Origin of the sequence: Streptomyces flaveolus, assembly GCF_014648815.1 — a bacterium.
Taxonomy (GTDB): Bacteria; Actinomycetota; Actinomycetes; order Streptomycetales; family Streptomycetaceae; genus Streptomyces; species Streptomyces flaveolus.
This window is the reverse complement of sequence record NZ_BMRV01000004.1, coordinates 338,217-360,480: the sequence shown is the minus strand read 5'-3', so window position 1 is coordinate 360,480 and position 22,264 is coordinate 338,217. Positions and strand designations below refer to the sequence as shown.

Annotated in this window: 19 protein-coding genes and 1 tRNA gene; 12 read left to right on the top strand and 8 right to left on the bottom strand. The window is 72.6% G+C overall.

Annotation, left to right across the window (positions count from 1 at the left end; translation table 11 throughout):
• Nucleotides 1-103: 103 nt before the first annotated feature.
• The 5 genes from IEZ05_RS12625 to fhaA all read right to left on the bottom strand — a co-directional run bounded on the left by IEZ05_RS12625 (nt 104) and on the right by fhaA (nt 6,127).
• Complete coding sequence (locus IEZ05_RS12625) at nt 104-1,573, bottom strand: peptidoglycan D,D-transpeptidase FtsI family protein (protein ID WP_189230153.1); 1,470 nt, start codon at nt 1,571-1,573, stop codon at nt 104-106.
• Nucleotides 1,570-3,006, bottom strand: coding sequence for an FtsW/RodA/SpoVE family cell cycle protein (locus tag IEZ05_RS12620; protein WP_189230152.1), 1,437 nt, complete (start codon nt 3,004-3,006; stop codon nt 1,570-1,572). Before IEZ05_RS12620 ends, IEZ05_RS12625 begins: the two co-directional genes overlap by 4 nt.
• Before the next feature lie 27 nt (nt 3,007-3,033).
• Complete coding sequence (locus tag IEZ05_RS12615; protein WP_189230151.1) at nt 3,034-4,581, bottom strand: Stp1/IreP family PP2C-type Ser/Thr phosphatase; 1,548 nt, start codon at nt 4,579-4,581, stop codon at nt 3,034-3,036.
• Nucleotides 4,582-4,722: 141 nt separating this feature from the next.
• Entirely contained in the window at nt 4,723-5,238 is a 516-nt protein-coding gene (fhaB, locus tag IEZ05_RS12610; protein WP_189230150.1) for an antibiotic biosynthesis regulator FhaB, read from the bottom strand.
• Nucleotides 5,239-5,248: 10 nt separating this feature from the next.
• Nucleotides 5,249-6,127: an antibiotic biosynthesis regulator FhaA gene (gene fhaA, locus IEZ05_RS12605; protein WP_189230149.1), complete on the bottom strand. Its 879-nt coding sequence runs from the start codon at nt 6,125-6,127 to the stop codon at nt 5,249-5,251.
• A gap of 490 nt (nt 6,128-6,617) precedes the next feature.
• On the opposite strand from fhaA, the gene IEZ05_RS12600 reads away from it, so the two are divergent.
• Nucleotides 6,618-6,701, top strand: a tRNA-Leu gene (locus IEZ05_RS12600).
• A gap of 89 nt (nt 6,702-6,790) precedes the next feature.
• On the opposite strand, the gene IEZ05_RS12595 is transcribed toward IEZ05_RS12600, so the two are convergent.
• Nucleotides 6,791-7,633: a dioxygenase family protein gene (locus IEZ05_RS12595; RefSeq protein ID WP_189230148.1), complete on the bottom strand. Its 843-nt coding sequence runs from the start codon at nt 7,631-7,633 to the stop codon at nt 6,791-6,793.
• A 408-nt stretch (nt 7,634-8,041) separates the two neighbouring features.
• Here IEZ05_RS12595 and IEZ05_RS12590 point away from each other — a divergent pair, with 408 nt between their 5' ends.
• The 6 genes from IEZ05_RS12590 (at nt 8,042) to IEZ05_RS12565 (ending at nt 13,928) form a co-directional block, all read left to right on the top strand.
• On the top strand, nt 8,042-9,502 hold the full coding sequence (locus IEZ05_RS12590; protein WP_189230147.1) for a DUF2252 domain-containing protein: 1,461 nt from the start codon (nt 8,042-8,044) through the stop codon (nt 9,500-9,502).
• A gap of 55 nt (nt 9,503-9,557) precedes the next feature.
• Nucleotides 9,558-10,370: a hypothetical protein gene (locus IEZ05_RS12585; RefSeq protein ID WP_189230146.1), complete on the top strand. Its 813-nt coding sequence runs from the start codon at nt 9,558-9,560 to the stop codon at nt 10,368-10,370.
• Between the two features lie 213 nt (nt 10,371-10,583).
• Nucleotides 10,584-10,913: a rhodanese-like domain-containing protein gene (locus IEZ05_RS12580; protein WP_189230349.1), complete on the top strand. Its 330-nt coding sequence runs from the start codon at nt 10,584-10,586 to the stop codon at nt 10,911-10,913.
• A 200-nt stretch (nt 10,914-11,113) separates the two neighbouring features.
• Complete coding sequence (locus IEZ05_RS12575) at nt 11,114-11,935, top strand: DUF5819 family protein (protein WP_189230145.1); 822 nt, start codon at nt 11,114-11,116, stop codon at nt 11,933-11,935.
• The gene (locus IEZ05_RS12570; protein ID WP_189230144.1) at nt 11,932-13,149 is read left to right on the top strand and encodes an HTTM domain-containing protein; all 1,218 of its coding nucleotides are present in this window, start codon (nt 11,932-11,934) and stop codon (nt 13,147-13,149) included. The genes IEZ05_RS12575 and IEZ05_RS12570 overlap by 4 nt, the downstream gene beginning before the upstream one ends.
• On the top strand, nt 13,146-13,928 hold the full coding sequence (locus IEZ05_RS12565; RefSeq protein ID WP_189230143.1) for a TrmH family RNA methyltransferase: 783 nt from the start codon (nt 13,146-13,148) through the stop codon (nt 13,926-13,928). Before IEZ05_RS12570 ends, IEZ05_RS12565 begins: the two co-directional genes overlap by 4 nt.
• Before the next feature lies 1 nt (nt 13,929).
• Here the strand turns inward: IEZ05_RS12565 and paaN are convergent, their stop codons facing one another.
• Nucleotides 13,930-15,621, bottom strand: a complete 1,692-nt coding sequence (gene paaN / locus IEZ05_RS12560; RefSeq protein WP_189230142.1) for a phenylacetic acid degradation protein PaaN — start codon at nt 15,619-15,621, stop codon at nt 13,930-13,932.
• A 159-nt stretch (nt 15,622-15,780) separates the two neighbouring features.
• Between paaN and IEZ05_RS12555 the strand changes: the two genes are divergently transcribed.
• Together IEZ05_RS12555 and IEZ05_RS12550 are read left to right on the top strand one after the other, a co-directional pair.
• Complete coding sequence (locus IEZ05_RS12555) at nt 15,781-17,298, top strand: 3-hydroxyacyl-CoA dehydrogenase (RefSeq protein ID WP_189230141.1); 1,518 nt, start codon at nt 15,781-15,783, stop codon at nt 17,296-17,298.
• A complete protein-coding gene (locus IEZ05_RS12550; RefSeq protein WP_189230140.1) occupies nt 17,295-17,897 on the top strand; it encodes a TetR/AcrR family transcriptional regulator in 603 nt (200 codons plus the stop codon). Before IEZ05_RS12555 ends, IEZ05_RS12550 begins: the two co-directional genes overlap by 4 nt.
• 48 nt (nt 17,898-17,945) lie before the next feature.
• Here the strand turns inward: IEZ05_RS12550 and IEZ05_RS12545 are convergent, their stop codons facing one another.
• Nucleotides 17,946-18,449: an Lrp/AsnC family transcriptional regulator gene (locus tag IEZ05_RS12545; protein WP_189230348.1), complete on the bottom strand. Its 504-nt coding sequence runs from the start codon at nt 18,447-18,449 to the stop codon at nt 17,946-17,948.
• Nucleotides 18,450-18,638: 189 nt separating this feature from the next.
• Here IEZ05_RS12545 and pdhA point away from each other — a divergent pair, with 189 nt between their 5' ends.
• From pdhA to IEZ05_RS12530, 3 genes are read left to right on the top strand one after another with little or no spacing between them, the layout of a single operon-like run.
• Nucleotides 18,639-19,787, top strand: a complete 1,149-nt coding sequence (gene pdhA, locus IEZ05_RS12540; RefSeq protein WP_189230139.1) for a pyruvate dehydrogenase (acetyl-transferring) E1 component subunit alpha — start codon at nt 18,639-18,641, stop codon at nt 19,785-19,787.
• On the top strand, nt 19,784-20,788 hold the full coding sequence (locus IEZ05_RS12535) for an alpha-ketoacid dehydrogenase subunit beta (RefSeq protein WP_189230138.1): 1,005 nt from the start codon (nt 19,784-19,786) through the stop codon (nt 20,786-20,788). The genes pdhA and IEZ05_RS12535 overlap by 4 nt, the downstream gene beginning before the upstream one ends.
• Nucleotides 20,788-22,197 (top strand): dihydrolipoamide acetyltransferase family protein, encoded by a 1,410-nt coding sequence (locus tag IEZ05_RS12530; protein WP_189230137.1) that lies wholly within the window; start codon nt 20,788-20,790, stop codon nt 22,195-22,197. The genes IEZ05_RS12535 and IEZ05_RS12530 overlap by 1 nt, the downstream gene beginning before the upstream one ends.
• Nucleotides 22,198-22,264 lie beyond the last annotated feature (67 nt).

The following is a 22,264-nucleotide window of genomic DNA, read 5'->3' as shown; positions in this document are numbered from 1 at the left end:
CTGTGTGACCTGGCCAAGCCCGGTACCCGATACAGGACCGGTATCGCAACGTGCGTCGATGTGAAGGGGACGTGAGCGGAGTCACGTCCCGTCCAGCGCTTGGTCACTTCTTGCTGTTGATGACGGCCTCCATCACGCTCTTCGCGATCGGTGCCGCGAGGCCGCCGCCGGAGATGTCGTCACGGCTGGCGTTCTCGTCCTCGATCACCACGGCCACGGCGACCGGTGAGCCGCCGTCGGTCTTGGCGTACGAGATGAACCAGGCGTACGGGTTCTCGCTGTTCTCGACACCGTGCTGTGCGGTACCGGTCTTGCCGCCTACGGTGACGCCGTCGATCTGCGCGTTGGTTCCCGTGCCGTCCTTGACGACGGTCTCCATCATCGACTGCAGGATCTGGGCGTTCTCCGGGGAGAGCGGCTTGCTCATCTCCTGCGGGTCCGTCTTCTCGATGGTGTCGAGGTTCGGGGCCTGGAGCTCGTCGACCATGTACGGCTTCATCAGGGTGCCGTTGTTGGCGATGGCCGAGGTGACCATGGCCATCTGCAGCGGGGTGGCGGCGGTGTTGAACTGGCCGATGGAGGAGAGCGCGACCTGCGAGTCGTTCATGTCCTCGGAGAAGACCGAGGCGCTGGAACGGACGGGGACGAACTGCTCCTCGGTGAAGCCGAACTTCTTGGCCGTCTCGAGCATCTTGTCGTTGCCGAGGTCGTAGCCGATCTTGCCGAAGACGGTGTTGCAGGAGACGCGCAGTGCCTCGCGGAGGGTGGCGTTCTCGCAGGGGAGGTCGCCCTCGTTCGGCAGGGGCGTGGTGGTGCCGGGCATGGTCCACGGCAGCGGGGAGTCGGTCTTCTCGTCGGCCGAGGTGTACTTGCCGTGCTCCAGTGCCGCCGCGGCGGTGACGACCTTGAAGGTCGAACCGGGCGGGTAGACCTCGCGCAGGGCGCGGTTGAGCATCGGCTTGTCGGGGTTGTTCTTCTCGATGATCTTGTTCCAGGCCTTGCCGTCCGCCTCGCCGCCTCCGGCGATCGTCGAGGGGTCGTACGAGGGGTACGAGGCCAGGGCGAGGATCTTGCCGGTGGAGGGCTCGATGGCGGCGACGGCGCCCTTGCCGCCCTGCTTCTTCAGGCCCTCGTAGGCCGCCTTCTGCGCGGCGGAGCTGAGCGTGGTGACGACGTTGCCGCCCTCGCGCTTCTTGCCGGTGAGCATGTCGAGGGTGTTGCGGAAGAACAGCCGGTCGTCGTTGCCGGTGAGGATGCCGTCGTCGATGTTCTCGAGCTGGGTGGCGCCGTAGGCCTGGGACACGTAGCCGGTGACGGGCGCCCACATGGCGCCGTCCTTGTAGGTGCGCTTGTACTTGAAGTCGCCCTTGGTGGTGGCGTGTCCGGTGATGGCTTTGCCGTCGACGATGATGTCGCCGCGGGGGGTGGCGTAGCGCTCGATGGCGACGCGGCGGTTGGCCTCGTCGTTCTTCAGTTCGTCGGCCTGGACGTACTGGAGCCAGTTGTCGCGGATGAGCAGGGTGAGGACCAGGAGTCCGCAGAAGATCGCGATGCGGCGCAGGGGCTTGTTCACGGTCGGACCACCTGGGTCATCTCGGCGTCGGGGTTGGCGGCGGGCGCGGGGGCGGGCCTGCGGGCGGTGTCGCTGATCCGCAGCAGGATGCCGATGAGGGCCCAGTTGGCGATGACGGAGGATCCGCCGTAGGCCAGGAAGGGCATCGTCATACCGGTGAGCGGGATGAGGCCCATCACACCGCCCGCCACGACGAACACCTGGAGCGCGAAGGCGCCGGACAGGCCGATGGCGAGGAGCTTGCCGAACGGGTCGCGGGCGGCGAGGGCGGTGCGCACGCCGCGCTCCACGATGAGTGCGTAGAGCAGGAGCAGGGCCATGAGGCCGGCCAGGCCGAGCTCCTCGCCGAAGGTGGCGAGGATGAAGTCGGAGTTGGCGGCGAAGCGGATCAGCTCGGAGTGGCCCTGGCCCCAGCCGGTGCCGAGGGTGCCGCCGGAGCCGAAGGCCCACAGGGCCTGCATGGCCTGCTCGGAGTGACCGCCGACGCCGGCGCGGGAGAGCGTGTACTCCTTCATCGGGTCGAGCCAGGCGTCCACACGCTGCTGGATGTGCGGCTCGAAGCTGGCGACGCCGACGGCGCCGACCGCGGACATCAGCAGACCGAAGACGATCCAGCTGGTCCGCTCCGTGGCGACGTACAGCATGATCACGAACATGCCGAAGAAGAGCAGCGAGGTGCCGAGGTCGGTCTCGAAGACCAGGATGAGGATCGAGACCATCCACACCACGAGGATCGGGCCGAGGTCACGGCCGCGCGGCAGGTAGAGGCCCATGAAGCGGCGGCTGGCGAGGGCCAGCGCGTCCCGCTTCACCATCAGGTAGCCGGCGAAGAAGATCGCCAGGACGATCTTGGCGAACTCACCGGGCTGGATGGAGAACGAGCCGACCTGGATCCAGATCTTGGCGCCGTAGATGTTCTTGCCGAGGCCCGGGACCAGCGGGAGCAGCAGCAGGAACAGGGCGCCGACCATGGAGATGTAGGTGTAGCGCTGCAGGACCCGGTGGTCCTTGAGGAAGATCATCACGGCGACGAACAGGGCGATGCCCATCGCGGTGTACATCAGCTGGCGGGGCGCGGCGGTGCCGGCCTGCTTGATGTCCTGGAGCAGTTCGGACTGGTCCAGGCGCCAGATGGCGACGAGTCCGAGGCCGTTGAGCAGGGTGGCCAGCGGCAGCAGCAGGGGGTCCGCGTAGGGCGCGAACTTGCGGACGACCAGGTGGCCGACGCCGGCCAGCAGGCCGAGTCCGAGGCCGTAGCTCAGCAGTCCTGCGGGTACCTCGTCGTTGAGGGCCAGGCCCACGTTGGCGTAGGCGAAGACCGGGATGACGACGGCGAACACCAGCAGGGCCAGCTCGGTGTTGCGGCGGCTGGGCGCGCCGATGGAGCCGATCGTGGACGTGTGGTGCGTCGGCGAGTTGGAAGTACTGCTCATCGTGTGACGGGGCCTCTCACGGCTTGCCTACTGCTTACCGCACAGCGAGACGACCTTCTGCTCCTCCTCCGAGAGGCTGGGGCCGGGGCTGGTAGTGGGTGCGGTCGTGGACGGGGACGGGGACGATTCGGGCGTCTTCGGTGACTCCGACGCGGTCGGTGTCGGTGTGGCCTTGGACGTGAAGGAGGCGGGTGTGGTTCCCGTGGTGCCTCCGGCCTCGCCTTCGCCCGTCTTCGCGTTCTCGCTGTCCGCGGCACGCCGTTCGGCCTGCTTCTTGCAGGCGGAGGCCTGTACCGACAGCTCTTCGATCTTTGCCCGGGCGTCGTTCAGGTCGCCCTCGGCGATGGTCGACTCGACGAGTTTCTGCTGGTAGGGCGGCAGGTACTTGAGTTCGATCTCGGGGTGGTCCTTCTGGACCTTGGAGAGCGAGACCCAGGCGAGGTCCTGGCTGATGCCCCGGTAGAGGGCGACGTGGTCGTTGTTGGTGCCGACGTAGTACTGGGTCTGGGTCCAGCGCCAGCCGCCGTAGAGGCCGCCGCCGATGACGCCGAGGGCGAGCACGGTGTAGAGGGACCGTTTGAGCCACTTGTGGTTCTTGCGGGGTTTGACGAAGTCGTCGTCGCCGTAGTCGCCGAAGCCGCCGGCGGGGATGTAGCCGGTGGTGTCGCCGCTGCCGGGCGGGCCGAATTCGCCGCCTCCCCCGTGCCGGCCGCCGCCCTGGCGGCCGAGGCCGGCGGCGCGGCCGGCCGGGGTCTGCATGATGCCGTTGTCGCCGAACTGGGCCTGGTTCTCGGCGACGGCGCCGACGACGACGGGCGTGTCGGAGAGCTGGCCGGCGAGGGTGTCGCCGGTGTCGAGGTCGAGGACGTCGGCGACGATGACGGTGATGTTGTCGGGGCCGCCGCCGCGCAGGGCGAGCTGGATCAGCTCCTGCACGGTCTCCTGGGGGCCCTGGTAGCTGGCGAGGGTGTCCTCGAGGGTCTGGTGGGAGACGACGCCGGAGAGTCCGTCCGAGCAGATGAGGTAGCGGTCGCCGGCCCGTACCTCGCGGATGGACAGGTCCGGTTCGACGTGGTCGCCGCTGCCGAGGGCGCGCATCAGCAGGGAGCGCTGGGGGTGGGTGCCGGCCTCCTCCTCGGTGATGCGTCCCTCGTCGACGAGGCGCTGCACCCAGGTGTGGTCCTGGGTGATCTGGGTGAGCACGCCGTCGCGCAGCAGGTAGGCGCGGGAGTCGCCGACGTGGACGAGGCCGAGGCGCTGGCCGGTCCAGAGCAGGGCGGTGAGGGTGGTGCCCATGCCTTCGAGGGCGGGGTCCTCCTCGACCATGTGCCGCAGCTGGTCGTTGGCGCGCTGCACGGCGGTGCCGAGGGAGGTGAGGATGTCGGAGCCGGGCACGTCGTCGTCGAGGGCGACGATGGTGGAGATCACCTCGGAGGAGGCGACCTCTCCGGCGGCCTGGCCGCCCATGCCGTCGGCGATGGCGAGCAGGCGCGGACCGGCGTATCCGGAGTCCTCGTTGCCCTCCCGGATCATGCCCTTGTGCGATCCGGCGGCGAAGCGCAGTGACAGACTCATGCGCACCTCGCCCGTCGGCTCCGACTGCAGCCGGTCGTGTCGAGCCACACTGCCCACCCTCCGGTCGGGAGCGCGCCGTGGCCCGGGGTGCCGGCCGCCGCTGCGTGCTCGCTCCGCTCGCGCTCATTCATTGGTGTAGCACTACTTCCGCAGCTCGATGACGGTCTTGCCGATGCGGATCGGCGCCCCCGGGCCGATGGGTGTGGGGGACGTCAGCCGGGACCGGTCCAGGTAGGTGCCGTTGGTGGAGCCCAGGTCCTCGACGATCCACTGCCCGTCGCGGTCCGGGTAGATCCTGGCATGGCGGCTGGAGGCGTAGTCGTCGTCCAGCACGATCGTCGAGTCGTGTGCCCGGCCGAGCGTGATGGTCTGGCCCTGGAGGGCGACGGTGGTGCCGGTGAGGGTGCCTTCCGTCACCACGAGTTTGGTGGGCGCGTTGCGGCGGCCCCGGCCGCCGCTCGGCTGCTGGCGCTGCGGTGGAGGCGCCTGGCCCTGGCGCGTGGCCTGCTGCGGTCGTGCGGCGTCGCGCCGCGCTCCGCGCTGGGTGACCCGCGTACCGAACAGGTCGCTGCGGATGACCTGCACGGCCACGATCACGAACAGCCACAGTACGGCGAGAAAACCCAGCCGCATGACCGTGAGGGTCAGCTCTGACATTGCCCCCGGATCACCCTTCGGCTTGCCTATAGATAACGGTGGTGCTGCCCACGACGATCCGCGAGCCGTCGCGGAGCGTAGCGCGGGTGGTGTGCTGCCCGTCCACCACGATGCCGTTGGTGGACCCGAGATCCTGGATCGTCGAGGGCGTTCCGGTCCGGATCTCGCAGTGCCGGCGGGAGACGCCGGGGTCGTCGATCCGCACGTCGGCCTCGGTGCTGCGTCCGAGGACGAGGGTCGCGCGGGAGATCTGATGGCGGGTGCCGTTGATCTCGATCCAGTGGCGGGTGCGGGTGCCGGGCGCGGGTGCGGCCGGGGGGTGCTGGCCGCCCGCGGGCTGCGGGTAGCCGTAGCCGCCGGGGCGTCCGCCGGGCGGCGGAGCGGCGGGCATGGGCGGGGCGCCGGCGGGGCCGGCGGGCGGGTAGCCGTAGCCGCCGCCCGGTGCGCCGGGCCGTCCGGAGGGAGCGGGGGGCGCGGCGGGTCCCGAGGGGCCCGGGCCGCCCTGCTGGCTGCTGGAGGAGGCGAGCGTGCGGCTGCGGACCCGGTACAGGCCGGTGTCGAGGTCGTCCGCCTTCTCCAGGTGGACCTTGATCGGTCCCATGAAGGTGTAGCGCTGCTGCTTGGCGTAGTCGCGCACCATGCCGGCGAGCTCGTCGCCGAGCTGGCCGGAGTAGGGGCTGAGGCGCTCGAAGTCGGGCGTGCTCAGCTCGACGATGAAGTCATTGGGTACGACGGTGCGGTCGCGGTTCCAGATGGTCGCGTTGTTGTCGCATTCGCGCTGGAGCGCTCCCGCGATCTCCACGGGCTGCACCTCGGACTTGAACACCTTCGCGAAGGTGCCGTTGACCAGACCTTCGAGACGCTGCTCGAACTTCTTCAGGACTCCCATGGGGCACCTCCTCCGTCGCTGCCGTCCTGTCCGCTGCCTTGCGTACTGCTCGTCGTGCCGCGTGTCCGGGCACTGTCCACCTGGTACTGCTTACTGATCGTATCCACGCGCCGGTCGATCGGCTGGTTCCCCCTGTCGGCCCCGTCGACGGGTGTCGACGCCTCTCGGAGTTCCCGCTGGAGCTCCTCTTCGAACTCTCCGGGCCGTTCGAAGCTGCTCCCGCAGGTCCTCATGCCCAGGATCGTAGAGGCGGCCGTGGACCAGTGTCCCGCACCTGACTGTGGACCCCTACCTGCTCCTGGGGAGACGGGCGGGACCGGTACGAGGTTGATACGTGAACGGGTTCGGGCCGGTACGAGTGCCCGGCCCGGCCCGGGGGGCCCTTCCACCGGCGAACAAGGGATGTGAATCGAGCCCGTACAGCGTGCTAATGTTCTGGGTGTCGGAAGGCGCCGGGCCGCAAGGAACGGAGCCTGAGGACACACCCAATGCGCGGGTGGCGGAATAGGCAGACGCGCTGGATTCAGGTTCCAGTGCCCGCAAGGGCGTGGGGGTTCAACTCCCCCCTCGCGCACAGAGCGAAAGCCCCCCAGGTCTCGGACCTGGGGGGCTTTCGCGTTGTCCGTCACGGGCCGCTGTGAGGAAGGTCTCACGGCGGTGGGGTCATTCCCGGCGCCACAGGGCGGGCACGTTGGGCGGCTCCCAGCCGGTCATCGACGTGTGGGCCTGCAGGCAGCGGTAGGCGCCGGAGCCGTACGTCACGCGGTCGCCGGCGGCGTAGGTGCGGCCGGGGGCCCAGGTGCCGCCGGGCGGGTCGGTGGGCGGGTCGGTGGGGGTGCCCGGACCGGGGTCGCCGTCCACGTTCAGCACGAAGTCGAAGGTGCCCTGCTTGCCGCCGCCCGCGTCGCGGATGTTCATGAGCAGCGCCGGATCGAAGATCGTGTCCGTGCTGTTGCGCGGTTCGCCGGGGAAGTACAGCTGGGTGGTCAGCACGGGTTCGCCGGGTGCCTGGGCCTTGACGTGGATGTGCCGGGTGCGGCCCGGGTAGAGGCCGGGGACGATCGTGCGCAGGGTGAACGCACCGGTGGAGTCGGTGAACTGGTGGCCGCGGAACGTGTATCCGGCCATGTCGTAGGCGCCCGCGGTGTCGGCCTGCCAGAAGTCGAGCAGGACGCCGGGCAGAGGGACGCAGTTGCGGCCGAAGACGTAGCCGCTGACGGTCAGCCGGGTGCCGGCGGTGCCCGGGGTGACCAGGTCGGTGCGCAGCGGGGAGTTCGGCTTGAAGTAGGGGCCCTCCATCTGGTCGGGCGTGGGGTCGTCGCCGTCGTCGCAGAACGGGGTCGGTGCCAGGGTCGTGCCCGGTGCGCGGGCGGAGTCCCGGGCGAGGGCGACGGCGCCGGTGGCGAGCAGCGGGACGGCGGCGCCTGCGGCGACGGCCGCCCTGAGCAGGGTCTTGCGGCTGATGCCGGGCTCGGCGCCGTGATCGTCGGGGGTGGTGGGTGTCATGGCGGGCTCCTCGGGCTCCTCGGTGGGGGGCAGCCCCTGGGGAAGAGGGGCGGGATGTGCATGACACGGAGCGCGTCCCCCGGGCGCGGGGCAGGCTGAGTGCGCCGGGGGACGCGCTCCCGTGGTGACCGCCGAAACCGTAAGCCGCGCCGGCGGGCCGCGGGGACCTCCCGTTGTGCCCCCTGCCCGGCGTTATGGGGAGGTGACGCCGGATGCCGTGTACGGGCGGTGCGGGCGGCTGTACGGTCGTGGCGCGTTCATGACGGCGGCCGGTGGTGCCCGGTGAGTGCGGGCGGCGGCGGGCGCGGTGGGCGGGGAGTACGGGCCGCGTGGTGCGCGGGGCGGGTTCGCCGTGGTGCGCCGGGGCGGGTGCGTGGGTCGAGTACGGGAGTCGGGGAGGGCGGTCGGATGGCCGAGGCGACTGAGGTGGCTGCGGATGTGGCTGCCGCCGGGGTGACGGAAGACATCGAGGCGGGAGCCCGGGCGGGGCGGATGCCGGAGGTGCCGGGGTTCGCGCGGTGGCCCGCAGGCGGGTCGCCGAAGGCGGAGGGCAAGGCGCTGCGCGGGCGCGTCCCGCGTTCCGCGCACGCCGCCCTCGACCCGGACGGGGCCCGGCCGGACGCGGTGAGCGCGGTCGAGGAGTCCCACCGGGGCCGGATACCCGGGCTCACCCCGATACGGACCGGGCGGATGGCGGCCACGCCGTTCTCCTTCCTGCGCGGGTCGGCGGGCCTGATGGCGTACGACCTGGCGCGCACGCCGATGACGGGCATCGGCGCCCAGATCTGCGGCGACGCGCACGCGGCCAACTTCGGGCTGTACGGGGACGCCCGCGGCGGCCTGGTCATCGACCTGAACGACTTCGACGAGACGGTCCACGGCCCCTGGGAGTGGGACCTCAAGCGGCTCGCCGCCTCCCTGGTGCTCGCGGGCCGGGAGGCCGGCGCCGACGAGGACACCTGCCGGGCGGCCGCCCACGACGCGGCCGGCGCCTACCGGCGGACCATGCGGCTGCTGGCCCGGCTGCCCGCGCTGGACGCCTGGAACGCCATCGCCGACGAGGAACTCGTCTCCCACACCGACGCCCACGACCTGCTCGGCACGCTGGAGCGGGTGAGCGAGAAGGCGCGGGCCAACACCAGCGGCCGGTTCGCGGCCAGGTCGACCGAGGCCACCGAGGACGGCGGGCGCCGCTTCGTGGACGCGCCACCGGTGCTGCGCCGGGTGCCGGACCGGGAGGCGGCGGCGGTCGCGGCCTCCCTGGAGCCCTACCTGGCGACCCTGTCCGAGGACCGGCTGCCGCTGCTGGCCCGGTACGCGGTGCACGACGTCGCCTTCCGCGTCGTCGGTACGGGCAGCGTGGGCACGCGGTCGTACGTCGTGCTGCTCCTGGACCACCGGGGCGAGCCGCTCGTGCTCCAGGTGAAGGAGGCCCGGCCCTCCGCGCTGGGGCCCCATCTGGCGACGGCCGGATTCGACGTTCCCGAGGTCGCGCACGAGGGCCGCCGGGTGGTGCTCGGGCAGAAGCGCATGCAGGTGGTCAGCGACATTCTGCTCGGCTGGACCTCGGTCGAAGGGCGGCCCTTCCAGGTGCGGCAGTTCCGCAACCGCAAGGGCAGCGTCGACCCCGCGGCCCTGGCCGCCGACCAGCTCGACGACTACGGCCGGATGACCGGTGCCCTGCTGGCCCGCGCCCATGCGCACAGCGTCGACCCGCGCCTGGTCGCCGGCTACTGCGGCAAGAACGAGGAGCTGGACGAGGCGATGGCCGCCTTCGCCCTGGCCTACGCCGACCGCACCGAGGCGGACCACGCCGCGCTGCTCACCGCGGTGCGGTCGGGTCGGATCGCGGCGGAGACGGGGGTGTGAGGGTGCCCGGCGGCAGGCCGGACGGCACCGGCGGTCCGTGCCCTAGGCTGGTCGGGTGACGACCCCGGAAGCTGAGCCCGAGCAGGGCGGTGCGCCGCGGCCCGAGGAGCGGCTGGAGCGGGCCGTACGGGCCGCCGAGCAGGCGCTCATCGAGTACGAGATCGCCCTGGAGACCTTCCGCGTGGAGGTCGAGAACTTCTCACGGCTGCACGAACAGCGGCTCGGCCCGGTGTACGCGCGGCTCGAGGAGCTGGAGGCGCAGATCCTGGAGGCCCGGGCCGCCCGCAGCGACGATCCCGAGGACCGCCGCCGTGCCGACGAGGCCCGGGCCCGGCTCATGCCGATCCCCGGGGTCGAGGAGCTGCTGCACGGCTGGATGGACGGGGACGGACTGTTCCCGGAGGCCACGGCGATGCTCACGGACCAGGCGGTACGTCCGCCGAAGCGGGTCCGGCCGGGCGAGGAGGCCCGCAGGCTCTACCGCGAGCTGGCCCGCAAGGCCCACCCCGACCTGGCGCAGGAGGAGGGCGAGCGGACCCGGCGCGAGGAGTTCATCACCCGCGTCAACGCCGCCTACGCCCGCGGCGACGAGACCGAGCTGCGGGCGCTGGCCGAGGAGTGGGCCGCGGGTCCGGCGCCCGAGCGGCGGCCCAGCCGCGGCGAGGAGCTGTACGTGCGCCTCGAATGGCTCGACCGGCGCAAGGAAATGCTCACCGTGCTCGCCAAGGAGCTGGAGGAGAGCGCGATAGGCGCCATGCTCCGCCTGGCCCCGGACGACCCCGACCGCCTGCTGGAGGAGATCGCCGAGCAGCTGGCGGCCCAGGTGGCCGAGCGGGAGGCCGAGCTGGCGGAGCTGCTCGGTCGGTAGCACCGCCGGCGTCGCCGTCGGCGGCCGCGGCAGGGCGACGCGGCCCGCCACGGTGTGGGCGCCGTCATCCGGTCGCCCTGACGGTGGCCGTCTTCCGGCTGAGCCGGACCCGGGTCCGAGGGGCGAGGGCGCCGGCGACGCCACGGGCGCCGTCGGCCGGTCGGGCGGTCCGCCGTGTCGGGTAGCGTCGGGGACATGAGTTTTGGAGCTGGTGTGCCCACGGTCGAGGTCACGGACCTCAAGGACGGCGACTTCCTGCTGGACGTCCGCGAGGACGACGAGTGGCAGGCCGGCCACGCCGCCGGGGCGCTGCACATTCCCATCAGCGAGTTCGTCGCCCGCTACGGCGAGCTGACCGAGGCGGCACCCGAGGACGGCCGGGTCCACGTGATCTGCCGCTCCGGCGGACGCTCGGCCCAGGTCACCATGTATCTGGTCCAGCAGGGCGTCGACGCCGTGAACGTCGACGGCGGCATGCAGGTGTGGGCCGCCGCCGGCCGGCCCGTCGTGGACGCGAAGGGCGAGCCGGGGTACGTCCTCTGACGATCCCCGCGCTGGTCGCGGTCCACGGCCGCGGCGCGGTGTGGTGACGGCCACGGTGCGGCCGGTCCGCCGGGGGCTGTGCCGACGGGCCGTCCTGAGTACCGTTCCCGTTCGAGCGTCGTGGGCCATCCGCACCGGTGGTGTCACGCGGCGCTCCCGCGGCAGGGCGGGCGGAGAGACGGACCGGGGAACGGGGCGGAATGGACGCGCACGACACAGGCTCGGACGCGCGGCGGGGGCCGGACGAGCCGGACCGACCCGCCGAGCCGTCCGCCACGCGTACCGGACCGTCTGCGGGACCGCCCCCCGCCGCCGCGCCCGACGGGCCGCCGATGCCGCAGGCCGTCGCCGGTGCGGCGGGCACCGGGCCTCCCCGTACCGGGGTCGCCGCCCTCTCCCCGCGCTACCAGGTCGGTGCCGTGCTCGCGCTCGCCGTCGTCGCGGCCGCCGTCTGTGCCCACATCGGACTGACGTTCCTGCACGTCGCCCCGCCGAACACCCTGTCCAAGCAGCACGGCTCCGTGGTCGACGAGTGGATCTACCCGGAGTTCGAGCAGAACTGGAAGCTCTTCGCGCCCAACCCGCTCCAGCAGAACATCTCCGTCCAGGTCCGCGCCGAGGTGAGCACGTCGGACGGCGGGATACGGACCACCGGCTGGTACGACCTGTCCGCCGAGGACGGCCGGGCCATCGACGGCAACCCGCTGCCGAGCCACACCCAGCAGAACGAGCTGCGCCGGGCCTGGGACTTCTTCGTCGCCACCCACGACTCCGACAACCGCCCGGTGGGCCTGCGGGGCACCCTGTCCGAGGCCTATCTGCGCCGGGTCGCGGTCCTGCGGCTGGACCGCAACGACGCCGCGGAACCGGACGGCGCCGTCCAGCGCGTCCAGTACCGCTCCCGCACGACCGATGTGCCGCCGCCCGACTGGAGCGGTGAGAAGGTCTCCGACCGGCCGGTGTACCGGGAGCTGCCCTGGTGGCGGGTGCCCGCCGACGAGGCGGAAGGAGGCGTCGCGTGAACGGCCTCGCCCTGTCGGTCTCGCGCGGTATCGCCCGCGTCACCGGGTCCGCGCTCGGCCCGTACCAGACCGCGGTGATCCGCATCGGCTTCAGTGCGACCTGGCTGCTCTTCCTGCTCCGCGAGTTCCCCCACCGCCACGAGCTGTACGGCCCGGACGGGCCGTGGAGCCACGACCTCGCCGAGCAGCTCATCTCGGACAACGGCGCGTTCACGGCGCTGATGTGGTGGGACGGAGCGGCCTGGTTCGAGGCCGTCTACGCGCTGTCCGTGCTGAGCAGCCTGCTGTTGCTGCTGGGGTGGCGCACGCGGACCGCCTCGGTGCTCTTCATGGTCGGCGTGCTCTCGCTGCAGAACCGCAGCATCTTCATGGGGGACGGCGGCGACAACGTCCTGCACCTGATGAGCATCTACCTGGTCCTCACCCGCTGCGGCTCGGTGTGGTCGCTGGACGCGCGCAGGGCACGGCGCGCCGGCGAGGCACGCGCGCGGGGGGAGCGCGTCGTGGACCGGACCGGGCCCGCCCTGTGGACGGTGCTCGGATTCGCGCTGCTCGTGGTGACGCTGGCCGGCCGGCTCGACGGCGACTGGTTCGTCCCGGCGCTGCTGTGGGCGGTGTGGTCGGCGCAGGGCCTGTGGTGGAGCGTGGGGCGGTGGGCCAGGAGCGGCCAGCCGCGGATCCTGCTCGACGTCGTCGCCGACATCGTGCACAACGGCGCCCTGCTGGTGATCATGGCGGAGGCCTGCCTGATCTACGCGACCGCCGGCTGGTACAAGATCCAGGGCTCGCGCTGGCAGGACGGCACCGCGGTCCACTACCCCCTCCACCTGGAGTACTTCTCGCCCTGGCCCGGCCTGTCCGACGCGCTGGCCGCCAACGGCACGATGGTCATGCTCATCACGTACGGCACGGTCGCCGTACAGGTCGCCTTCCCGTTCACCCTGTTCAACCGGCGGGTCAAGAACGTCCTGCTGGCCGCCATGATCACCGAGCACGCGGTGATCGCCGTGGTGCTCGGGCTGCCGTTCTTCTCGCTGGCGATGATCGCCGCCGACGCGGTCTTCCTGCCGACCTCGTTCCTGCGCCGCCTGGGCGGGTGGGCGGCACGCGCGCGGGGCCCCCTGGTGCGGCGCGGGGGCGGCCCGGGGAAGGTGCCGGCGCCCCGTGCCGCCCAGGAGGACGCCGGGCAGGCGCACGTAGGCTTCACGGCATGACCGACCCCGCCCCCGGGCCCCGCCCCGACGCCCTTTCCGTCTGGCGCGGGCACGCCGACGCGTGTGTGCTGCTCGACGGCTTCCACGCCCTCAAGCACGCGCTGCGTTTCGGCGCCGGCGTCCCGGTGGCCGTCACCAGCGACCGCGCGGGCGTCCTCGCCCTCGCCGACGAACTGGCCCCGGACGTGAGGGAGGCGCTGGACGGTCTGCTGACCGAGGTGCCGCACGCGGCGTACACCTCCCTCGTCCCGCGCCCGCACCCGACCGCGGTGGCCGCCCTGGCCGTACGCCCCTCGCGCGAGGCCGCACTGCGGACGCTCGCGCACACGCCCCGCACCAGCCCCGTCGTGGTCCTCGACCAGCCGCGCAACCTCGGCAACGCGGGGGCGGTGATCCGGCTGGCCGCCGGGTTCGGCGCGACCGGCGTGGTCACCACAGGCCCGCTCGACCCGTGGCACCCCACGGTGGTGCGCGGCGGGGCGGGGCTGCACTTCGCGACCGCCGTGGAGCGCCTGGACGTGGCGCAGCTCCCGCCCGGACCCGTGTTCGCGCTGGACCCGGAGGGCGAGGACATCCGCGGGCTGAAGCTGCCCGACGACGCGCTGCTCGCGTTCGGCTCGGAGCGCAGCGGGCTGTCCGGCGAGCTGCGCGCGCGGGCCGACCACCTGGTGGCGCTGCCGATGCGCCCTCAGGTCTCCAGCTACAACCTCGCGACCAGCGTGGCCATGACGCTGTACCACTGGAGCGCCACCGGCGGCGCGTCGCCCGCGGCCCGCTAGGTCAGGCCTGGCGCCGGACCTCCACCACCCGGAAGCGGTTCGCGACGAACGCGCCGTCGCACAGGGCGGCGTTGGCCGCCGGGTTGCCGCCCGAGCCGTGGAAGTCGGAGAAGGCGGCCGTCTGGTTGACGTACACCCCGCCGGTGAGGTTGAGGGACAGCTGGGCCGCCTCCTCCAGGCAGACCTCCTGCACGGCCTGCTCGACCTCCGGGTCGGTCGTGTAGGCGCCGACGGTCATCGCGCCCTTCTCCCGGATGCTGTGGCGCAGCAGGTCCATGGCGTGCGCGGCGGAGTCGACGGCGACGGCGAAGGAGACGGGGCCGAAGCACTCGCTGGTCCAGGCGGCCTCGTCGTCGGGCTTGGCGCCGTCCAGCTTGACGATGACCGGGGTGCGCACGACCGCGTCCGGGAAGTCCGGGTTGGTCACCTCGCGGGAGGCGAGGGCGACCTCGCCCAGACCGGCGGCGGCCTCCAGGCGGGCCTTGACGTCCGGATTGACGATCGCGCCGAGCAGGGCGTTCGCGCGGGCGTCGTCGCCGAGGAGGCCGTCGACGGCGCGGGCCAGGTCGGCGGTCACCTCGTCGTAGGACTTGTCGCCCTGGTCGGTGCGGATGCCGTCGCGGGGGATCAGCAGGTTCTGCGGGGTGGTGCACATCTGGCCGCTGTAGAGGGACAGCGAGAACGCCAGGTTGGCCAGCATGCCCTTGTAGTCGTCGGTCGACTCGATGACCACCGTGTTGACGCCGGCCTTCTCGGTGAAGACCTGGGCCTGGCGGGCGTTGGCCTCCAGCCAGTCGCCGAAGGAGGTCGAGCCGGTGTAGTCGATGATCCGGATCTCGGGGCGGGTCGCCAGGGTCTTGGCGATGCCCTCGCCGGGGCGCTCGGCGGCCAGCGCGACCAGGTTCGGGTCGAAGCCGGCCTCGGCGAGGACGTCGCGGGCGACCTGGACGGTGAGGGCGAGCGGCAGCACCGCGCGCGGGTGGGGCTTGACCAGGACCGCGTTGCCGGTGGCGAGGGAGGCGAACAGGCCCGGGTAGCCGTTCCACGTGGGGAAGGTGTTGCAGCCGATGACCAGGCCGATGCCGCGTGGGACCGGCGTGAACTGCTTGGTCAGCGCCAGCGGGTCGCGCTTGCCCTGCGGCTTGGTCCACTCCGCCGTGTCGGGGGTGCGGACCTGCTCCACGTACGCGTAGGCCACCGCCTCCAGGCCGCGGTCCTGCGCGTGCGGGCCGCCCGCCTGGAAGGCCATCATGAAGGCCTGTCCGGAGGTGTGCATGACCGCCTGCGCGAACTCCATCGTCCGGTCGGCGATCCGCTTCAGGATCTCCAGGCAGACCGTCGCGCGCAGCTCCGCGCCCGCGTCCCGCCACGCCTTCTGGCCGGCCTTCATGGCGGGCAGCAGCACGTCGAGGTCCGCGTGCGGGTACTCCACGCCCAGCTCGATGCCGTACGGGGAGACCTCGCCGCCGGTCCAGCCGTCGGTGCCGGGCTGGCCGAGGTCGAGGCGGGTGCCGAGCAGCGCGTCGAAGGCGGCCTTGCCCGCGGCCATGTCCAGGCTGCCGTTCTCCCCGTAGGCCTTGGGGTGCTCCGGGTGCGGGGACCAGTACGCGCGCGTGCGGATCGTCTCCAGCGCCTGGTCCAATGTCGGCCGGTGCCGGTCGATCAGCTGGTGCGCGGTGAGTTCGGCGGCCATGCGGGACCAACTCCTCGTCTCACGAGCTCTCCGTCGAGTCGTGACCTCGGGGGAAACCTGGGCAGAAACAGGCGGACACGGCTAGAGTAACCGAACGATCGGTCGGGACAAGGGGGACCGCCGCATCTGTGGAAAACGCCGTGCGGGAGGATCGCGCACATGACAGCACTCGACCTCAGCAGCCCCGTGGCCGTCGTCGGCACCGGCACCATGGGCCAGGGCATCGCCCAGGTGGCGCTGGTCGCGGGCCACCCCGTACGGCTGTACGACGCCGGACCCGGGCGCGCCCGTGACGCGGCCGACGCGATCGGCGCCCGGCTCGACCGGCTCGTCGAGAAGGAACGCCTCAGCGCCGCCGACCGCGACGCGGCCCGCGCCCGGCTGCAGCCCGCCGAGACCCTCGCCGAGCTGGCCGGCTGCGCGCTGGTCGCCGAGGCGGTCGTGGAGCGGCTGGACGTCAAGCAGGAGCTGTTCCGCGCGCTGGAGGACGTCGTCGCCGACGACTGTCTGCTCGCCACCAACACCTCCTCCCTGTCCGTCACCGCCATCGGCGGCGCGCTGCGCGTCCCCGGCCGCTTCGTCGGACTGCACTTCTTCAACCCGGCCCCGCTGCTGCCGCTGGTGGAGGTCGTCTCCGGGTTCGCCACCGACGTCACGTCGGCCACGCGCGCGTACGAGACGGCCCGCGCCTGGGGCAAGACCCCGGTCGCCTGCGCGGACACCCCCGGTTTCCTCGTCAACCGCATCGCCCGGCCCTTCTACGCCGAGGCCTTCGCCGTCCACGAGGACCAGGGCGCGGACCCGGCCACCATCGACGCCGTGCTGCGCGAGTCGGGCGGCTTCAGGATGGGCGCCTTCGAGCTGACCGACCTCATCGGGCAGGACGTCAACGAGTCCGTCACGCACTCCGTGTGGCAGGCGTTCTTCCAGGACGTGCGCTTCACCCCGTCGCTCGCCCAGCGCCGCCTGGTCGAGTCCGGCCGCCTCGGCCGCAAGAGCGGACAGGGCTGGTACGACTACCGCGACGGCGCCGAGCGGCCCGAGCCGCACACCGCCGAGCCGGCCGACCCGCCCGCGTACGTCGTGGTCGAGGGCGATCTGGCGCCGGCCGCCGAGCTGGTCGCGATGATCCGCGAGGCGGGCATCGAGGTCCGCCAGGAGGGCGAGGACAACGGCTCGCGGCTCGTCCTGCCCAGCGGCGGTCAGCTCGTGCTCGCCGACGGCCAGACCTCGGTGGAGTTCCGGGACGTCGTCTACTTCGACCTCGCGCTGGACTACCGCAAGGCGTCCCGCATCGCCCTGTCCGCCGCGCAGTCGACCTCCCCGCGCACCCTCGCCCAGGCCACCGGACTGTTCCAGGCGCTCGGCAAGAAGGTCAGCGTCATCGGCGACGTCCCGGGCATGATCGTCGCCCGCACGGTGGCGCGGATCATCGACCTGGCGGTCGAGGCGGTCGCCAAGGGCGTGGCCACCGCGGAGGACATCGACACCGCGATGCGGCTCGGCGTCAACTACCCGCTGGGTCCGCTGGAGTGGAGCCGCCGCCTCGGCGGCGACTGGGCCTGCGCGGTCCTCGACAACCTGCACGAGTGCGCGCCCACGGGCCGGTACGCGCCCTCCCTGGCGCTCTACCGCCACGCGTACGCCTCCGGCAAGCAGGAGGGCAGTTCCTCATGACCACCGCGAAGCGCGACACGTACACGCCCGAGACACTGCTGTCCGTCGCCGTGCAGGTCTTCATCGAGCGCGGCTACGACGGCACCTCCATGGAGCACCTCTCCAAGGCGGCCGGCATCTCCAAGTCGTCGATCTACCACCACGTCACGGGCAAGGAGGAACTGCTGCGCCGGGCCGTGAGCCGGGCCCTGGACGAGCTGTTCGGCATCCTCGACGAGGAGCACGCGCGCGTGGGGCCGGCCGCCGGCCGGCTGGAGTACGTCGTGCGGCGCATGGTCGAGGTGCTCATGGCCGAACTGCCCTACGTGACGCTGCTGCTGCGGGTGCGCGGCAACACCGGCACCGAGCGCTGGGCGCTGGAGCGGCGGCGCGAGTTCGACCACCGGGTCGCCGAGCTGCTCAAGGCGGCGGCGGCCGAGGGCGACGTCCGCGCGGACGTCGAGGTGCGGCTCGCGACGCGGCTGGTCTTCGGCATGATCAACTCGATCGTCGAGTGGTACCGCCCCGACGGTCCCGACGGCCGGAGCGGCGCGGGCGAGCGCGAAGTGGTCGACGCGGTGGCGCGGTTGGTGTTCGCGGGGCTGCGCGGGACCCCCTGAGCCGGCCGCCGCGCGGGGCCTCCTGAGCGCCGGGCCGGGCTCCCGCGTTCAGCCCTGGGGTTCCAGGTCCTCCGTCTCGAACACCAGCAGCGTGCGCGTGCTGAGCACCTCCGGGATGGCCTGGAGGCGGGTGAGGACCAGCTCCCGCAGGGCCCGGTTGTCGGGCGTGTGCACCAGGAGCAGCACGTCGAAGTCGCCGCCCAGCAGGGCGATGTGGGAGGCGCCGGGCAGCTGCCTGAGCTGTGCGCGGACCGTGCGCCAGGAGTTCTGGACGATCTTCAGCGTGATGTACGCCGAGGTGCCGTGCCCCGCGCGTTCGTGGTCGACGCGGGCGCCGAAGCCGCGTATGACGCCGTCCTCGACGAGCCGGTTGATCCGCGCGTAGGCGTTCGCCCGCGAGACGTGCACCCGCTCGGCGACCGACCGTATCGAGGCGCGGCCGTCCGCCTGGAGCATGCGCAGGATGTCCTGATCGATCGCGTCCAGCGGGCGCGGGGGCGGTGGGGCGCCGGCGTCGTCCGGGCCGCCGGCCTCTCCCGGGCGTTCGGCCATTTGTTCAGATGCCATGTGCCCCCGCCTTCCTACCATGGACGTACTGCGTCCATCTCAGGTTGTGGAGAACCGTTTGTCCACAGCCTGGGGGTGCCTGTAGCCAAAATGTGCCGACGACCGAACAATCGGTAGGTGAGGCCCGTCACACCCGTGCCGGGCCCGAAGCCGCTCCCACGAGGAGGTGCCGTCATGACGGTCATGGAGCAGCGGGGCGCGTACCGGCCCACACCGCCGCCCGCCTGGCAGCCCCGCACCGACCCCGCGCCGCTGCTGCCGGACGCGGAGCCGTACCGCGTCCTCGGCACGAAGGCCGCCGAGCGGACGGACCCCGAGCTGCTGCGCACGCTGTACGCCCGGCTGGTGAGCGGCCGGCGGTACAACGCGCAGGCCACCGCGCTGACCAAGCAGGGCAGGCTCGCGGTCTACCCGTCCAGCACCGGCCAGGAGGCCTGCGAGGTCGCCGCCGCGCTGGCGCTGGAGGAGCGCGACTGGCTCTTCCCCAGCTACCGCGACACGCTCGCCGTCGTCGCCCGCGGAGTCGACCCCGTCGAGGCCCTCACCCTGCTGCGCGGTGACTGGCACACCGGCTACGACCCCTACGAACACCGGGTGGCGCCCCTGTCCACCCCGCTCGCCACCCAGCTGCCGCACGCCGTGGGCCTCGCGCACGCCGCGCGGCTCAAGGGCGACGACGTGGTCGCGCTGGCCATGGTCGGCGACGGCGGCACCAGCGAGGGCGACTTCCACGAGGCGCTGAACTTCGCCGCCGTCTGGCAGGCCCCGGTCGTCTTCCTCGTGCAGAACAACGGCTTCGCGATCTCCGTCCCGCTCGCCAAGCAGACCGCGGCCCCGTCGCTGGCCCACAAGGCCGTCGGCTACGGGATGCCCGGCCGCCTGGTCGACGGCAACGACGCCGCCGCCGTCCACGAGGTCCTCACCGACGCCGTGCGCCGTGCGCGCGCGGGCGGCGGACCCACGCTGGTGGAGGCGGTGACGTACCGCGTCGACGCGCACACCAACGCCGACGACGCCACGCGCTACCGCGGCGACGCCGAGGTCGAGACGTGGCGCCGGCACGACCCGATCGAGCTGCTGGAGCGGGAGCTGACCGAGCGCGGCCTGCTCGACGAGCAGGGCATCTCGGCCGCCCGCGAGGACGCCGAGACGATGGCCGCCGACCTGCGGGCACGCATGAACCAGGACGCGGAGCTCGACCCGATGGACCTCTTCGCGCACGTGTACGCCGAGCCCACCCCGCAGCTGCGCGAGCAGCGGGACCTGCTGCGGGCGGAGCTGGCGGCGGAGGCCGAGGCCGGGCCGGAAGGGACGCACCGATGACCACCGTCGCCGTCAAGCCGGCCACCATGGCGCAGGCCCTCACACGGGCGCTGCGCGATGCGATGGCCGCCGACCCGGCCGTGCACGTCATGGGTGAGGACGTGGGCACCCTCGGCGGTGTCTTCCGGGTCACCGACGGGCTCGCCGAGGAGTTCGGCGAGGACCGCTGCACGGACACCCCGCTGGCCGAGGCCGGCATCCTCGGCACCGCGGTCGGCATGGCGATGTACGGGCTGCGCCCGGTCGTGGAGATGCAGTTCGACGCCTTCGCCTACCCGGCGTTCGAGCAGGTCGTCAGCCATGTCGCCAAGATGCGCAACCGCACCCGCGGCCGGATGCCCCTGCCGCTGACCATCCGCGTCCCCTACGGCGGCGGCATCGGCGGCGTCGAGCACCACAGCGACTCGTCCGAGGCGTACTACATGGCGACTCCGGGGCTCCATGTCGTCACGCCCGCGACCGTCGCCGACGCCTACGGACTGCTGCGCGAGGCCATCGCCTCCGACGACCCGGTGGTCTTCCTCGAGCCCAAGCGGCTGTACTGGTCGAAGGACTCCTGGAACCCGGAGGAGCCGGCGCCCGTTGAGCCCATAGGCCGCGCGGTGGTGCGGCGCTCGGGCCGGAGCGCCACGCTCATCACGTACGGGCCGTCGGTGGTCGTCTGCATGGAGGCCGCCGAGGCGGCCCGGGCCGAGGGCTGGGACCTCGAGGTCGTCGATCTGCGCTCCCTGGTGCCGTTCGACGACGAGACGGTGTGCGCCTCGGTGCGGCGGACGGGACGCGCGGTCGTCGTCCACGAGTCGGGCTCCTTCGGAGGCCCGGGCGGGGAGATCGCGGCCCGGGTCACGGAGCGCTGCTTCCACCATCTGGAGGCACCGGTGCTCCGTGTGGCCGGGTTTGACGTCCCGTATCCGCCGCCGATGCTGGAGCGTCACCACCTGCCCGGTGTGGACCGGATCCTGGACGCCGTGGGGCGCCTGCAGTGGGAGGCCGAAAGCTGATGGCACAGGTGCTGGAGTTCAAGCTCCCCGACCTCGGTGAGGGGCTCACCGAGGCGGAGATCGTGCGCTGGATGGTCGACGTCGGTGACGTGGTCGCCGTCGACCAGCCGGTCGTCGAGGTCGAGACGGCCAAGGCGATGGTCGAGGTGCCCTGCCCGTACGGCGGTGTGGTCACCGCCCGCTTCGGCGAGGAGGGGGCGGAGCTGCCCGTCGGGGCGCCGCTCCTGACGGTGGCGGTGGGCGAGGACGCCGCCGGCGGGAGCGGGCGCGACTCGGGCACCGGGGGTGAGAGTGCCGGGGAGCCCTCGGTCCGGCAGCCCAAGGGTGAGCGCGCCGAGGGGTCGGGCAACGTCCTGGTCGGCTACGGCACCTCCGAGGCGCCCGCGCGGCGCCGCCGGGTACGGGCGGACGGCCGGGCCGTCACGGCGTCCCCCGCGTCCGGAGGGGCGAACGGCCGGGTCCGTGCCGCCGAGCCGGTGGACGGGCCGGTCCCCGTGATCTCCCCCCTCGTGCGCAGGCTGGCCCGGCAGAACGACCTGGACCTGCGCGAGCTGACCGGCTCCGGCCCCGACGGGCTGATCCTGCGCGCGGACGTGGAGTACGCGCTGCGTGCCGCCGCGGCGCGGGGCGGCCGTCCGGCGGCCCCGGAGCCCGACACCGTCCCGCACCGGGCCGGCAAGCCCCAGGCGACGGCACCCGCCCTCCTGGGAGGGGCGCCGGCCGAGGTCCGCACTCCCCTGAAGGGCGTCCGGGGCGCCGTCGCCGACAAGCTCTCCCGCAGCAGGCGCGAGATACCGGACGCGACCTGCTGGGTGGACGCGGACGCGACGGAGCTGATGCGGGCCCGCGCCGCCATGAACGGGGCGGGCGGTCCGAAGATCTCCCTCGTCGCCCTGCTGGCCCGGATCTGCACCGCCGCGCTCGCCCGCTTCCCCGAGCTGAACGCCACCGTCGACACGGAGGCCCGGGAGATCGTCCGGTTCGGCCACGTCCACCTCGGCTTCGCCGCCCAGACGGACCGGGGCCTGGTCGTGCCGGTCGTACGGGACGCGCACGCGCGCAACGCCGAGGGCCTCACGGCCGAGTTCGCCCGGCTGACCGAGGCGGCCCGGGCCGGCCGGCTGACCCCCGGCGAGCTGACCGGCGGCACCTTCACGCTGAACAACTACGGCGTGTTCGGCGTCGACGGCTCCACGCCGATCATCAACCACCCCGAGGCGGCCATGCTCGGCGTCGGCCGCATCGTCCCCAAGCCCTGGGTCCACCAGGGCGAACTGGCGGTCCGTCAGGTCGTCCAGCTGTCGCTCACCTTCGACCACCGGGTGTGCGACGGCGGCACGGCGGGCGGTTTCCTGCGGTACGTGGCGGACTGCGTGGAACAGCCGGCGGTGCTGCTGCGCACCCTGTGACCCAAGTGCCCGCGCACACTCTGATCGTGCGGGCTCCCCCGCGTTCCCTGTGATCGCACGGGCACGC